13 protein-coding genes and 1 riboswitch are annotated in these 12,887 nt (G+C 61.4%); of the genes, 4 read left to right on the forward strand and 9 right to left on the reverse strand.

Features of this window, described 5'->3' with window-relative positions; translation table 11 throughout:
- Nucleotides 1-62: 62 nt before the first annotated feature.
- The 4 genes from E8E68_RS07245 to ahcY all read right to left on the reverse strand — a co-directional run bounded on the left by E8E68_RS07245 (nt 63) and on the right by ahcY (nt 4,531).
- Complete coding sequence (locus tag E8E68_RS07245; RefSeq protein WP_266032397.1) at nt 63-851, reverse strand: transporter substrate-binding domain-containing protein; 789 nt, start codon at nt 849-851, stop codon at nt 63-65.
- A gap of 88 nt (nt 852-939) precedes the next feature.
- Nucleotides 940-2,016, reverse strand: a complete 1,077-nt coding sequence (locus tag E8E68_RS07250; protein ID WP_266032394.1) for a hypothetical protein — start codon at nt 2,014-2,016, stop codon at nt 940-942.
- Nucleotides 2,017-2,109: 93 nt separating this feature from the next.
- Complete coding sequence (metF, locus tag E8E68_RS07255; RefSeq protein WP_201202188.1) at nt 2,110-2,955, reverse strand: methylenetetrahydrofolate reductase [NAD(P)H]; 846 nt, start codon at nt 2,953-2,955, stop codon at nt 2,110-2,112.
- Between the two features lie 166 nt (nt 2,956-3,121).
- Nucleotides 3,122-4,531: an adenosylhomocysteinase gene (gene ahcY / locus E8E68_RS07260; protein ID WP_110746548.1), complete on the reverse strand. Its 1,410-nt coding sequence runs from the start codon at nt 4,529-4,531 to the stop codon at nt 3,122-3,124.
- A gap of 20 nt (nt 4,532-4,551) precedes the next feature.
- Nucleotides 4,552-4,648, reverse strand: a riboswitch (S-adenosyl-L-homocysteine riboswitch).
- A 178-nt stretch (nt 4,649-4,826) separates the two neighbouring features.
- Here ahcY and E8E68_RS07265 point away from each other — a divergent pair.
- Entirely contained in the window at nt 4,827-5,228 is a 402-nt protein-coding gene (locus E8E68_RS07265; RefSeq protein ID WP_012274534.1) for a hotdog domain-containing protein, read from the forward strand.
- Nucleotides 5,229-5,264: 36 nt separating this feature from the next.
- Here E8E68_RS07265 and E8E68_RS07270 read toward each other — a convergent pair whose 3' ends face one another.
- Nucleotides 5,265-6,500, reverse strand: a complete 1,236-nt coding sequence (locus tag E8E68_RS07270; RefSeq protein ID WP_110746551.1) for a sodium:proton antiporter — start codon at nt 6,498-6,500, stop codon at nt 5,265-5,267.
- A 191-nt stretch (nt 6,501-6,691) separates the two neighbouring features.
- Here E8E68_RS07270 and E8E68_RS07275 point away from each other — a divergent pair, with 191 nt between their 5' ends.
- Both E8E68_RS07275 and E8E68_RS07280 read left to right on the forward strand, forming a co-directional pair.
- On the forward strand, nt 6,692-7,525 hold the full coding sequence (locus E8E68_RS07275; RefSeq protein ID WP_266032388.1) for an EamA family transporter: 834 nt from the start codon (nt 6,692-6,694) through the stop codon (nt 7,523-7,525).
- Nucleotides 7,526-7,551: 26 nt separating this feature from the next.
- Complete coding sequence (locus E8E68_RS07280; RefSeq protein ID WP_280340398.1) at nt 7,552-7,938, forward strand: MAPEG family protein; 387 nt, start codon at nt 7,552-7,554, stop codon at nt 7,936-7,938.
- A 50-nt stretch (nt 7,939-7,988) separates the two neighbouring features.
- Here E8E68_RS07280 and E8E68_RS07285 read toward each other — a convergent pair whose 3' ends face one another.
- A complete protein-coding gene (locus tag E8E68_RS07285) occupies nt 7,989-9,140 on the reverse strand; it encodes an MltA domain-containing protein (RefSeq protein WP_266032383.1) in 1,152 nt (383 codons plus the stop codon).
- Nucleotides 9,141-9,259: 119 nt separating this feature from the next.
- On the opposite strand from E8E68_RS07285, the gene E8E68_RS07290 reads away from it, so the two are divergent.
- Complete coding sequence (locus E8E68_RS07290; protein ID WP_280340400.1) at nt 9,260-9,718, forward strand: cytochrome c; 459 nt, start codon at nt 9,260-9,262, stop codon at nt 9,716-9,718.
- Between the two features lie 188 nt (nt 9,719-9,906).
- On the opposite strand, the gene E8E68_RS07295 is transcribed toward E8E68_RS07290, so the two are convergent.
- The 3 genes from E8E68_RS07295 to E8E68_RS07305 form a co-directional block, all read right to left on the reverse strand.
- Nucleotides 9,907-10,299 carry a DUF1090 domain-containing protein gene (locus E8E68_RS07295; protein ID WP_280340402.1) on the reverse strand — a complete coding sequence of 131 codons (393 nt, stop codon included), beginning with the start codon at nt 10,297-10,299 and terminating at the stop codon, nt 9,907-9,909.
- Between the two features lie 132 nt (nt 10,300-10,431).
- Nucleotides 10,432-12,132 (reverse strand): NAD-dependent DNA ligase LigB, encoded by a 1,701-nt coding sequence (ligB, locus tag E8E68_RS07300; protein ID WP_280340404.1) that lies wholly within the window; start codon nt 12,130-12,132, stop codon nt 10,432-10,434.
- Between the two features lie 470 nt (nt 12,133-12,602).
- Nucleotides 12,603-12,878 (reverse strand): hypothetical protein, encoded by a 276-nt coding sequence (locus tag E8E68_RS07305; protein ID WP_266032375.1) that lies wholly within the window; start codon nt 12,876-12,878, stop codon nt 12,603-12,605.
- Between the last annotated feature and the right edge of the window lie 9 nt (nt 12,879-12,887).

The following is a 12,887-nucleotide window of genomic DNA, read 5'->3' on the forward strand; positions in this document are numbered from 1 at the left end:
TGCCTGTTGCGAGGCCGAGCGTCCGGGCGTGAGCCGGGCGGGAAGGCCCGAGTATAACAGAGCTATCGCGCTGTGCTGCTTTCCTGCTGCTCAACGGCGTTGAGAATGTTTCCAATGTCGCCTATGTAGTGGTTGCTGATTGCCGCATAGGCCGGTTCCTGCTTGAAGCGCCGCAACTCTTCGGCAAAGGCCACGGCCAGTTCCTCGCGCCCGGGTTTACGCACCAGGCCCAGGTATTGTGTCTGGCGGCTGATGACCAGTGGCAGCTCTTCGACTTGCCGTTGCATGCCCAGTTGGTGCAGCAGATACCGCCCGACCCTGCGGTCGGTGATGGCCAGGTCGATACGGCCCAGCACCAGCTTGCCCAAGTTGGCTTCGTGGGTGGGGGCGGCTTCGCGCGTGAAGTACTTGGCCCCATTGAACGCATCGCCATAGGCGTAGCCCGGCGATGTGCCGACCGTGAGGCCGGCGAGGTCTTGCAGGTGGGTAACGGCATGGCGACGTGCGCTGGCCTGGAACAGGACGAACTCGACCTCCGACATGGGCTCTTGCGCGTATATGAGATACGGTTGGCGCGATTCGGTCTGGAAGATATCGAGAATGCCATCGGCCAGGCCTTGCTCGATCATTACCAGGCAGCGCTTCCACGGCAGGAACTGCCACTCCACCTCGACCCCCAGGCGCGCGAACACCTGATTGGTGACTTCGTAGTCGATACCGCGCGGCTGGCCGTCGTGCTGATACACATATGGGGCCCAGTCATCGGATACCAGGCGCAAGCGTTCGCCCAGAGCCAACGGGCTCAGGCAAACGAGCAGCAGGATCCAGAACAACCGGGCGATGTGGGACATGGCCGGAGATTACGCGTTCGGCCGGGGCATGGTAAAGACATGCGCGATCGATGTGGGGTCGCGCAAGGCAATGGGGCTTGCGAGCACCTCAGCCCTGGGAGGTTCGCAGCAGATGGGCCTCGATATCCTTGCGTCGCTCGCCCAGCGACAGCCGCAACCCCGGATGACGCAGACACTGGCGAAGCCGCTCGGGCTCCATGCGCCCATGGCGGGCATTGAGGTTCTCCAGGGCCTTGTCCCACCAGGCCGGTGCACAGGCACGGTCGAACTCGTTGGGGTAGGGATAGCAGCCATACAGCAGTTCGCGGGCGAACTGGCGTTCCTGGCTGGGCAGGGTCAGGCTCAGTGCCTTGTAGCCCAGCCGATGCAGGGCCGGTGGCCGCGGTAACTGGTCGTTGACCAGGGCCACGTCGGCCAGCGCGGCCTGGCTTAGCGGGTCGTGGCCGTGCTTGCGCAGCCAGGCCTGGATCTTGGCGCGAAACTGCGCCTTGCGGCTCCAGTAGTGGTGAATGACGTCGGTGCATCCGGCCAGCTCCAGCTTGCGATAGGCCGCTACCGCCAGGCAGAACTCTTCGAGGGTATAGGCCTCCCGGGCCAAGGGGTAGAACTCATCCATCATGGCGATGGAGCGGTCCAGGGTGCTGGCGTCATCGGCAGTGAGGCCGATCACCCCTGAGTTGACCAGTGGCATCTGGCCGTCGGCCAGGTCTCGGGACTGGAGGATGGTCAGCAGGTTCTTGTACAGCAGGCACTTCTGGTTCGCCCCGTAGCGTGGGCCGATGGCGTTACACAAAAGCTTGCCGGGCGCCACCCGGGCGAACAATTGCAGCGGCGATTTGCGGAAGAAGGTATCGGTGTCGATCAGCACGGCCAGCGGGTGTTGCTGCAGCACTTGGCGCAAAAGCACATGCTTGCTGCGAAAGTGGTAGCCGTGAGGGGCATTCCAGGCCTGGCGTGTGGCCTCATCCAGCACGTGGAGGTTAACGGGTAGCCCTGCATATGGCTGCGGGTTGTCGGTGTAGACCTGGATGTCCATGGCGTCGTGCGCTGCCGGGCCCAGCTGGGCGAGGGCGCTGACGATGCTGAAACAGGCTTCCTGATGGTAGGTTGCCGGGCCAAAAGCCAGGTAGACAAGCTGGGGGCGCGATGGCTGGGAATGCTGCATGGCAGGTAAGACCTGTGTAACCCGGAAATAAATAAGGCTTTAGTCTATGACCAAAGCCTTAATCATTTCTTAAGCAGACTTTACCAAAAGATTTCAGCGCGGCAGCTTCAGGTTGTTCCACAGCGCCAGGCTCGCTTCGGCCTGGTTCAAGGTATAGAAGTGCAGGCCCGGTGCGCCGCCTTGCAGCAGCTGTTCGCACATGCGGGTGATTACTTCTTCGCCGAAGGCCTGGATGCTGGCAGTGTCGTCGCCATAGGCTTCCAGTTGCTTGCGGATCCAGCGCGGGATCTCGGCGCCGCAAGCGTCGGAGAAGCGTGCCAGCTTGCTGTAGTTGGTGATCGGCATGATGCCGGGTACCACCGGGATGTCTACGCCCAGCTTCTGCGCGCGCTCTACAAAGTAGAAGTAGCTATCGGCATTGAAGAAATACTGGGTAATGGCGCTGTCGGCACCGGCCTTGACCTTGTGCACGAAATTACCCAGGTCGGCTTCGAAATTGCGCGCCTGTGGGTGCATTTCCGGATAGGCGGCCACTTCCAGGTGGAAGTGGTCAGCGGTTTCCTGACGGATGAACTCCACCAGGTCGCTGGCGTAGCGCAGTTCGCCACTGGCCATGCCCATGCCCGACGGCAGGTCACCACGCAGGGCAACGATGCGCTTGATGCCGGCAGCCTTGTACTCGGCCAGCAGGGCGCGCAGTTCGGCCTTGGTGTCGCCCACGCACGACAGGTGCGGTGCGGCAGGTACCTTCACTTCGTTTTCCAGCTGCAGCACAGTGTTCAGCGTGCGGTCGCGGGTAGAGCCACCGGCACCGTAGGTGCAGGAGAAGAAATCCGGGTTGCAGGCGGCCAGCTGGCGGGCTACGCCCATCAGCTTTTCGTGACCGGCGTCGGTCTTGGTCGGGAAGAACTCGAAACTGTAGCGGCGTTCTTGTGACATCAGGCGTTCCTCTGGCAACAAGCGTCTAGCGGCAAGCTGCAAGTAAAAGCCAGATCGGTGATGGCCGGTCTGGCTTGGGCGTCGTTCAAGATCTGTAATTACAGAGCTGCAAGTGGCAACGGCACGGTCTGCCTTTGCTCGCCGCTTGCAGCTTCAAGCTTGCCGCTTAGTAGCGGTAGGCGTGCGGCTTGAACGGGCCTTCGACGGTCACGCCGATGTAGTCAGCTTGCTGCTTGGTCAGTTGGGTGACCACGCCGCCGAAGCCGCGGACCATTTCCAGGGCCACTTCTTCGTCGAGCTTCTTCGGCAGCACTTCAACAGTCAGGCGCTCGGCTTTCTTCTCGGCCGACAGGTCAGCGAACTTCTGTTCGAACAGGAAGATCTGTGCCAGGACCTGGTTGGCGAACGAGCCGTCCATGATGCGGCTTGGGTGGCCAGTGGCGTTACCCAGGTTGACCAGGCGACCTTCGGCAAGCAGGATCAGGTAGTCGTCGTTCTGCGGGTCGAAGCTGCCAGCGCCGGTACGGTGGATCTTGTGCACCTGCGGCTTGACCTCTTCCCAGGCCCAGTTCTTGCGCATGAAGGCGGTGTCGATCTCGTTGTCGAAGTGGCCGATGTTGCACACAACGGCACGCTTCTTCAGGGCCTTGAGCATGTTGGCATCGCAGACGTTGACGTTGCCGGTGGTGGTCACGATCAGGTCGATCTTGCCCAGCAGGGCCTTGTCGATGCTGGCTTCGGTACCGTCGTTGATGCCGTCGATGAACGGCGAAACCAGCTCGAAGCCATCCATGCAGGCCTGCATGGCGCAGATCGGGTCAACTTCGGTGACCTTGACGATCATGCCTTCCTGGCGCAGGGACTGGGCCGAGCCCTTGCCCACGTCACCGTAGCCGATCACCAGGGCTTGCTTGCCCGACAGCAGGTGGTCGGTACCACGCTTGATGGCGTCGTTCAGGCTGTGACGGCAGCCGTACTTGTTGTCGTTCTTGCTCTTGGTGACCGAGTCGTTGACGTTGATTGCCGGGACTTTCAGCTCGCCCTTGGCCAGCATGTCCAGCAGGCGGTGCACGCCGGTGGTGGTCTCTTCGGTCACGCCGTGCACGCGGTCCAGTACCTGTGGGTACTTCTTGTGCAGCAGTTCGGTCAGGTCGCCACCGTCGTCGAGGATCATGTTGGCGTCCCATGGCTGGCCATCTTTCAGGATGGTTTGCTCCAGGCACCACTCGTACTCTTCTTCGGTTTCACCTTTCCAGGCGAACACCGGGATACCGGCTGCGGCGATGGAGGCAGCGGCCTGGTCCTGAGTGGAGAAGATGTTGCAGGACGACCAGCGCACTTCGGCACCCAGGGCAACCAGGGTTTCGATCAGCACGGCAGTCTGGATGGTCATGTGAATGCAGCCCAGGATCTTCGCACCCTTGAGCGGTTGCTCGGCCAGGTACTTGCGACGCAGGCCCATCAGTGCAGGCATTTCCGATTCGGCGATGATGGTTTCGCGACGACCCCAGGCGGCCAGGGAGATGTCGGCGACTTTGTAATCGGTAAAACCAGCAGGCATGTTTGCAGCGCTCATGAGAGCCTCCATTCGTAGTGTGCGAATGGGCGCCGTTGTGCGTTAAGCGCCCGCAAGAGCGAGCAACGCCCCATCCGAGCCTGACAGGCCTAGCCTGCTGCAGCGCCCCTCGGACAGGTGGCGGGCATGGCTCCGCGGTGGGCAACCATGTAAAACGGCGAAGATTATAGCCGTGCCTGCCGGCTTGCCCAAGGTTTTCTGTCGATTAATCGCGACGATAGTCGATGTTCAATGGAGCGATGGCGGCCGCTCTGCCATCATTGCTACACGTTAGCCAAGCAGGTCAGGAGTACAGATGAACTTTCACACCCGCAAGTGGGTTAAACCCGAAGACCTCAACCCCAACGGCACCCTGTTCGGTGGCAGTCTGTTGCGCTGGATCGACGAAGAAGCGGCGATCTACGCCATCGTCCAACTGGGCAACCAGCGCGTGGTGACCAAGTACATGTCGGAAATCAACTTCGTCAGTGCTTCCCGCCAGGGCGACATCATCGAGCTGGGCATCACCGCCACCGAGTTCGGCCGTACCTCGATCACCCTCAAGTGCGAAGTGCGTAACAAAATCACCCGCAAGAGCATCCTGACCGTCGACAAGATGGTGTTCGTCAACCTGGGTGAGGATGGCTTGCCGGCGGCCCATGGGCGTACCGAGATCAAGTATGTGCAGGACCAGTTCCCGGATTCTGCTGTAGAGTGATTTTCTGGGGCTGCTGCAGAGCAGCCCCCGACATTCTCAAGGCTGGGCGCTGACCTTGCGCACCACTCGGCCAATGCTCAACCCCTGCACCAGAATCGACGACAACACCACGATGTAGGTGATCGACAGCAGCAGGTCTCGCTCTTCGCCCAGCGGGAGCGACAGCGCCAGTGCCACCGACACGCCACCACGCAGGCCACCCCAGGTCAGCACCCGCACCGTCCCTTTGGGCACCGGGCGCCAGCGCCGCAGCAGCACGATTGCCGGGGCCACGGTCAGCAACCGCGACAGCAGCACCGCCAACGCCAGAACGCCACCGGCCGCCAGGTGCATCCAGTTGAACGGCAGCAGCAACAGTTCCAGCCCAATCAGTGCGAACAGCAGGGCATTGAGCATGTCATCGATCAGCTCCCAGAAGCCGTCCATGTAGCGTCGGGTCATGTCATTCATCGCCAGGTTGCGCCCCAGGTTACCAATGATCAGACCCGCCACCACCATGGCGATCGGCGCCGAAACATGCAGCTCGTAGCACATTGCCGAGCCGCCGATGACCAACGCCAGGGTCAGCATGACCTCCACCTGGTACTGCTCGACGCTCTTGATCATGCGGTAGGTGGCGTAGCCGATCAGGCCTCCGAACACCACGCCGCCAATGGCCTCGCGGGCGAACAGGAGGGCGGTGTCGGCCATGCTCGGCGTTTCACCCAGCTGGATGATGCCCAGCAACACGGTGAAAACCACGACTGCCGTGCCGTCGTTGAACAGTGACTCGCCGACGATGGTGGTTTTAAGCGGCTTGGAGGCATTGGCGGTACGCAGGGCGCCAAGCACCGCAATCGGGTCGGTCGGTGAGATCAGCGCACCGAACAGCAGGCAGTAGATCAGGGGCACCTGCCAGCCGAACATGGCAAACACCCAATGCGACAGGTAACCGATGACCACGGTGGCGATCAGCACGCCCAAGGTGGCCAGCAGGCCGATGGGCCAGCGGTAGCTGCGCAGGTCGCTGAGGTTGACGTGCAGGGCGCCGGCAAACAGCAGGAACGCCAGCATCCAGTGCATCAGCAGGTCGTTGAAGTCGATCTGGTTCATCAGCCCTTCGACGCGTTCTTCCAGGCCAGGGAAGCCGATAAGGCTCAGGCCTTGTAGCATCAGGGAAAACAGCAGCGCCGTGACCATTACGCCGATGGCGGGGGGTAGGCCGATGAATCGGTAGTTCACATAGGTGAGAAGTGTGGTGAGGCAGATAAACGCGGCAACTAATTCAAGCATCCCGAATCCTGTAACAGTGGCTTCCAAGTCGTTACCCGAGTGACTCGGGCAGTTCTTTGATGACCTGGCACGGGGTTCGGGGCACAGGGTTTGACCGATTTCGTCTGAAACGTTCCCAAACAAGAGGCGCGCAGCGACGCTTGGGAACGCTATATATTCAACCTTTGAAACCCTCACAAGGATAAGAAGGCGTGTTGGCAACATCTCTGGTGCTGGTTGCCGCCCTGCTGCATGCGACCTGGAATACATTGATCAAATTCAGCGGCGAGCGCCTGCTGGTCATTGCCAGCATGGACACGGTAGCGCTGGCCTTCGCTGTGCTGGCGGTGCCTTTCGTGGATGTTCCGCCTGCTGAAATCTGGCCTTGGTTGGTAGCTTCGGCACTGGCTGAGCAGTTGTACCGCTATTTGCTGATCCAGGCCTATCGCGTGGGCGATCTGGGTCTGGTCTATCCTCTGATGCGCGGGCTGTCACCGCTGGTGGTGCTGGGGCTGACCCTGGCCTTTGCCGGGGAGTCGCTTAGCCAGCAGCAGATCATCGGCATCCTGCTGATCCCCTGTGGCATGGCCTGCCTGTTGTGGCAGGGCGGTGGCGGTGACCGGCTGCCCTGGTCGATGCTGCCGGTGGTGGCCCTGATCGGCCTGTGCATCGGCTGCTACACCTGGTTCGACGGCCAGGCCGTCCGCCTGTGGGGAAAACCGTGGGATTACCTGGTATGGCTGACCCTGCTCAGCGCCTGGCAATTCCCGTTGTTGGCGGGGGTAGCGCGGCGGGCGCCATTCGTACTGTTCTGGCGAACTCAATGGCGTCTCGGGTTGGCGGTAGGGTTCTGCGTATTGTTCAGCTATGCCCTGGTGCTGTGGGCCATGCACCTGGGGTCAGTGGCCGAGGCGGCCGCATTGCGGGAGTTGAGCGTGATTCTGGTGGTGCTGCTGGGTATGCGCTACCTCAAAGAACCTTTTGGCGGGCCGAGACTCCTAGCTTGCGGGCTGGTCCTGGCAGGCATGCTGGTGATGAAGCTCTAACCCATTATCGAACAAGGAGTCTGAGCATGACCGTTGCCCTGTGGTGCATCCTGATCGCGCTGCTGCTGAACCCGCTGTGTGCCTTGATCGCCAAGGTGGCTAGCGGCCGGTTCGGTCTCAAGGACAATCACGACCCGCGAGCCTTCCTAGATGCCTTGTCGGGCTTGCCACGGCGGGCCCATGCGGCTCAGCAGAATGGCTACGAGGCATTCCCGGCGTTTGCGGCTGCGGTGCTGGTGGCGGATATCGTCGGCAATGCCGAGCAGGTGACGCAGGATGTGCTGGGGGTGATGTACATCACCAGCCGCTTGCTTTACATCATCTGCTACTTGGCCGATTGGGCGGCCTTGCGGTCGCTGGTGTGGTTTGCCGGTTTGGCACTGATCGTGTCGTTCTTCGTGGTTTCCATCTGAAACCCGGTGGCCTTCTTCGCGGGCAGCTCCCGCGAAGAAGGCCACAACGATCAAGGTACCTTTGGCACCTCAGGCAGTGGTTGGCCCTTGGGCCACAGCATCCAGATCTGCCCTTGCTGCTTCATGTTCCCGGCCAGCTCGCCGGCTTCTGGCCCGGTGCCCCAGAACAGGTCGGCACGCACTTCACCCGCAATCGCCCCACCAGTGTCCTGCGCACCCACCGGGCGCACCACTGGCGAGCCGTCCGGGCGAGTGGTGGAAAGCCACAACAGGCTGCCCAGCGGAATCACCTTGCGGTCGATGGCCACGCTGTAGCCCGCTGTCAGCGGTACGTTAAGTGAGCCGCGCGGGCCTTCGTTGCTGTCCGGGCGGGTGCTGAAGAAGACGTAGCTTGGGTTGCTGGCCAGCAGTTCTGGTACGCGCTGCGGGTTGGCCTGGGCCCAGGCATGAATGGCGCCCATGCTCACTTCTTCTTTTTTCAACTGGCCCTGTTCCACCAGCCAGCGGCCAATCGGCCGGTAGGGGTGGCCGTTCTGGTCGGCGTAGCCCAGGCGCAGCTGACGCCCGTCTTCCAGTTGTACCCGGCCAGAACCCTGGATCTGCAGGAATTGCAGGTCCATGGGGTCGGTCAGCCAGGCCAGCACCGGGGCCTTCACGCCGTCACGGTTGATGACTTCGGCAGTGTCGTATGGTTTGAGCACCCGACCGTCAAGACGGCCACGTAGGCGTTTACCCTTCAGTTCGGGGTACACGCTGGCCAGGTCGACCACGATCATGTCATCAGGGATGCCGTATACCGCCACATGGTTGGTTGCCGATTGGCTCAGGCTGCCTGGGTAGACCGGCTCGTAATAGCCGGTAATCAGGCCGTTGGCGTTGTTCTCGGCGGAACGAAGGCCGTATACCTCCAGGTTCTGCTCCAGGAAGCTACGTACCTGGGCGGCGCTTGCAGTAGCGCTGCCGGCGGCTTCGCAGGTGGCGGCCCACACCGGATCGCGCTTGAGCTTCTCACAGCCGCTGCGCCAGGCGTAGAAACCGGCCAGCAGGTCTTCGTCGCTGACTGCGGGCAGGTCTTTCCAGGTGGCCGGGGCGTAGGTAGCGATGGCGTGGGGCTCGGGCTTGGCGTTCTCGCCGCCATTGCAGCCGGCCAGCAGGGCCAGCACCGGCAATGTCCAGGCCAGGTGGCGCAGGGCAGGTTTCATGTGTGCATTCCTGTCATGGGTGAAAATGAACATTCACCCCTGTTATTTGTATGGCTATTGGTCTTTGGCCCTGGGGCAGCGATACTGGCCGCCCATTTGCGCAGGCCGAAGTGAGTGTGATGTTGAAGCGATTGACCGTTGTTATGCTGGCAGCACTGGCCTTTGGCGCTGCCCTGAGTGGTTGCGACCGGGTCGACCCGAACTCGCCGCTGGGCAAGCGCAAGGTGATCTTCAAGGACATGCTCAGGACCAGCGAAGACCTGGGCGGCATGCTGCGTGGCCGGTTGCCGTTCGACGGGCTGAAGTTTGCCGACGGTGCGCTGAAGCTGGACAGCCTGTCGCATCAGCCATGGCAGCATTTTCCACAGGTGCGGGATGGTGGGGATAGCGCCGCCCGCGCCGAAGTGTGGGAGCGCCAGGCGCGTTTTCACGACCTGGCCCGGCAGCTGGAAGGCGTCACCGGCGAATTGGTCGATGTTTCCCGCAACCAGCCACTGGATGCTGCGCAACTGAAGGTACCGATGGACAAGGTCGAGTCTGCATGCAAGGCCTGTCATAGCGAATTTCGTAATCATTGAATGGCTGTGCTGTTCGCGCAAACCTTCGAGGCTTGTACAAATTCCTGTGGGAGCGGCCTTGTGTCGCGATAGGGCCGCTCAGCGGCCCCAGGATTTCAGCAAAAATGCGTGCATAGCTAGAGCCGCTGCGCGGCCCTATCGCGACACAAGGCCGCTCCCACAAAGACCAGGCTTGCTGGCCAGATGCCTTAACGGTCGAGATCGTCGACCGCTTCCTGCAGCTCTTTACGCGAATCGGCCAGCTTGTCCTTGCGCTTGTTGATCTTCTCGGCGTCGCCTTTCTTCTCGGCCTTCTTCAAGTCCTTTTCCCGCTGCGCCACTTCGTGACGTGCATCGAGCACCTTCTGCTCACGTTCCTTGCGCAGGCTGGCGTCGGTGCAGTTGTCCACACCGCGCAGAGCTTCTTCCAGTCCTGCAACCTGGCCGCTGTTGCCGTGGTCACGGGCAATTTTCAGCTGGTTCTCGATGGCGCTGCGCTTGGCGGCGCAGCCGGTCAGGCCTGGGTCTGGCTGGGCGGCTTGCACGGCACCTGCAGCCAAGCCCAGTGATGCGAGCAGGAAAAGAGTCGAAATGCGTTTCATGAAAAGCCTCCTGAACGGGGCGGGGCAGCAAAAGTTGGGGGAAATCCTGCCTTGGTTTTGCCCATTTAGAAACCCTTGGTGAGGTTTTCTGCTCGAGTCTCAGGTTTTTCCTACGCACTATTTGGTAAAAAATCATTGCTCAATGCGCTGGAGTGGGGGCCGGAAACCTTCTATGCCGGTTTCGGCCAACTGTGCGGCGATGGCTTGCACCTCAGAGGCCGCGAAAAATTCCACAAGTTGGCGCGAGCGTTTTGCGCCGATGCCGGGCACAGTTTGCCATTGCCTGGCGCTGCGTGAAGCCAGCGCCTCCCAGTCGCCAGTCAGTGGCAAATGCTTGCCAATGGGCACGCCAAGGGCCCGCAGCCATTGATCGAAGGGGCGTGAGCGGGCTTCGTCGAAACTGCCCAGCAGGTGTGCCGCAGTGAGTCTGCTGATGCCGGGGGCCTGCTGCAGGCGCTCGGCATCGAGTTGCAGCCAATCGGTCATGGACGTTACCACGCCAGCTTCGACCAGCCGACGCCATGTGCCGGGCCCGGTGCGCGGCAAAGCCAGGCCCTGTTTACCGCCAAGCCAGGTGAGGCGGGCAATGAACTGCTCATCACAGCCCTCGCTGGCCTGCCAGCAGCTGTGGGCATGATGCTGGTCGGGTGCTGGCGCGGTTATTGGTTGGCGCTCTACAGCGCGGTGCACGACGTGTTCGAGCCGCGGAATGGTCAGCCCGGCGAGGCTGATGGCCACCTGATCGCCGGGGCGAATATCCAGGCGTTGCCAGCGCGCCAGCGACCCAAGGCTGACTTGGGTAATGCGCCGGTCATCGAGGGTAACGGGTTGCACTTGCAGAACGGGCGTGACCCTGCCAGTGCGGCCGACCCGAAAGCGCACGTCGCGTACTTCAGCCAAGGCTTGTGCATAAGGGTACTTCCAGGCCGCGATCCAGTAAGGTGCCTTGGCCTGCCAGCGCTCGGCAGGCGGCCGGCTGCCCTGGCGCAGGATCACACCGTCGGTGGCGAAGGGCAGAGCAGAGCGATACCAGTGCTCGCGCCAGTGTGCTGCATCCTCCAGCGTGTCGATGGCGATGCTGTAAAGCTGGCTGTCCGGAAACCCCAGCCGTGCCAGTTGGGCGAGGCGTTCGGCCTGTTGCTCGGGGCCGTGCGGCCAGCCCCACACGAACAGGCCGATAGCGTTGCCTTGTGCGCCAGTCAGTTGCTTGCGTGCGAGCAGCCCTGCCACGGTACCCCGGGCGTTGGCACTGCCGGCCTTGGCTTGTACATGATCGTTCAGGCGCAGATACAGCTCACCTTGCAAGTGCAGGTCGACCGCCTCAGGCAACTGCCGGGTGACAGCGCCGAGCTGTTTGATGTGTCGGCTCCAGTCATGGCCGTGTACACCGTCCCCCCGGCTGGTCAACTGCACCAATCGGCCCTGTTGGTAGGTGAGGGAAACGGCTACGCCGTCGACCTTGGGTTGTACCCACACGCCGGTCTTGCCGGCCATCCATCGCGCCACGGCCTGGCGGTCTGCCAGCTTGTCGACGCCGGTATGCGGCACGGGGTGGGGGACCGGCCCGCGAGCGCTGGCCAGGGGGGAGGGGCTGGTGCCAACCGCGAAGCACTGCTGCAGGTGGTTCAGGCGCTCGCGGCTCTGGTCGTACAGTTCGTCGGCCACCAGGGCTATGCCCTGACGATGGTAGTGCTCGTCCCATCGGGTAAGCGTGGCGCGCAGTTGCGCAACTTCGGCCTTGGCCTGTTGCGGGCTCCAGTCGGGGCATGAGGTGGCCCAGGCCTGGGGGGCGTTTAGCAACAGCAGCAGAGTTAGTAACAGCATCAGCGGCATGGCCAGCATCCTTGCTTGGCGGGGTGAGTCCTCAGCGTAGGCAGGTAGTGCGGTGGGTGAGGTGCGAGGTTGTCAGGTGATATGTCCGAAGGGGCCGTCTTGGGGATTGAGGTGGCGCTCGATCTCACTTGCGCGGGAAAGGTTGTGGCGAACCCCTGGCAGCCCAACCCCAATTTCAAGACATACGCGGATTTTTTATTTGGGCGTGACTGAGTGATACAGGTGAAGTGGTGGAAGTTGTTTTCGACGACCACGTCAATGCGTGAGAAAGGCCAGCGTCTGCCGCTTTATAAAACCCACTCACTCAATGCGATAGTGGGCTTGGTCATCGTGGTTTTCTCCGTTAAGTTTAAGGCCGCAAGCTCAATATTAGCCAAGGACCACGATGACCATCGTCTTTCGTCCGCAGGGTACATTTGGCTGGTTCTGTTACGCCACATTCTAGGGCGCGATCTGCAAAACTTTAACTATTAGATATATAGCGCGTACAGATGGTTATCGATATCCGTAATGCGTAACACGACTTCATCTACCGAGCCGGTTTTAAGAGCATTGTATGCCTCCATTGCCACGTACCGCATCGCTGGCGCCGTCACGGTGAATTCATGTGCTGTGCCATCTTTGTCGGTTGCGAAAAGGAACAGAAGATCTTGATAGCCCTCCCGGGAGGAGTCGTAAGCTAAAAGGTTAATTTCGACAGCATGTACCAGCCATTCATTAGGCAAAATCAGCTCGTGTTTGTTCATGGCAACCTC

The organism is Pseudomonas sp. BN607 (assembly GCF_029871175.1).
Classification (GTDB): domain Bacteria; phylum Pseudomonadota; class Gammaproteobacteria; order Pseudomonadales; family Pseudomonadaceae; genus Aquipseudomonas.

Coding starts and splice junctions, on each gene's coding strand:
- E8E68_RS07245 (WP_266032397.1), bottom strand. CDS start 851: ATGTCCCACATCGCCCGGTTGTTCTGGATCCTGCTGCTCGTTTGCCTG.
- E8E68_RS07250 (WP_266032394.1), bottom strand. CDS start 2,016: ATGCAGCATTCCCAGCCATCGCGCCCCCAGCTTGTCTACCTGGCTTTT.
- metF (WP_201202188.1), bottom strand. CDS start 2,955: ATGTCACAAGAACGCCGCTACAGTTTCGAGTTCTTCCCGACCAAGACC.
- ahcY (WP_110746548.1), bottom strand. CDS start 4,531: ATGAGCGCTGCAAACATGCCTGCTGGTTTTACCGATTACAAAGTCGCC.
- E8E68_RS07265 (WP_012274534.1), top strand. CDS start 4,827: ATGAACTTTCACACCCGCAAGTGGGTTAAACCCGAAGACCTCAACCCC.
- E8E68_RS07270 (WP_110746551.1), bottom strand. CDS start 6,500: ATGCTTGAATTAGTTGCCGCGTTTATCTGCCTCACCACACTTCTCACC.
- E8E68_RS07280 (WP_280340398.1), top strand. CDS start 7,552: ATGACCGTTGCCCTGTGGTGCATCCTGATCGCGCTGCTGCTGAACCCG.
- E8E68_RS07285 (WP_266032383.1), bottom strand. CDS start 9,140: ATGAAACCTGCCCTGCGCCACCTGGCCTGGACATTGCCGGTGCTGGCC.
- E8E68_RS07290 (WP_280340400.1), top strand. CDS start 9,260: ATGTTGAAGCGATTGACCGTTGTTATGCTGGCAGCACTGGCCTTTGGC.
- E8E68_RS07295 (WP_280340402.1), bottom strand. CDS start 10,299: ATGAAACGCATTTCGACTCTTTTCCTGCTCGCATCACTGGGCTTGGCT.
- ligB (WP_280340404.1), bottom strand. CDS start 12,132: ATGCCGCTGATGCTGTTACTAACTCTGCTGCTGTTGCTAAACGCCCCC.
- E8E68_RS07305 (WP_266032375.1), bottom strand. CDS start 12,878: ATGAACAAACACGAGCTGATTTTGCCTAATGAATGGCTGGTACATGCT.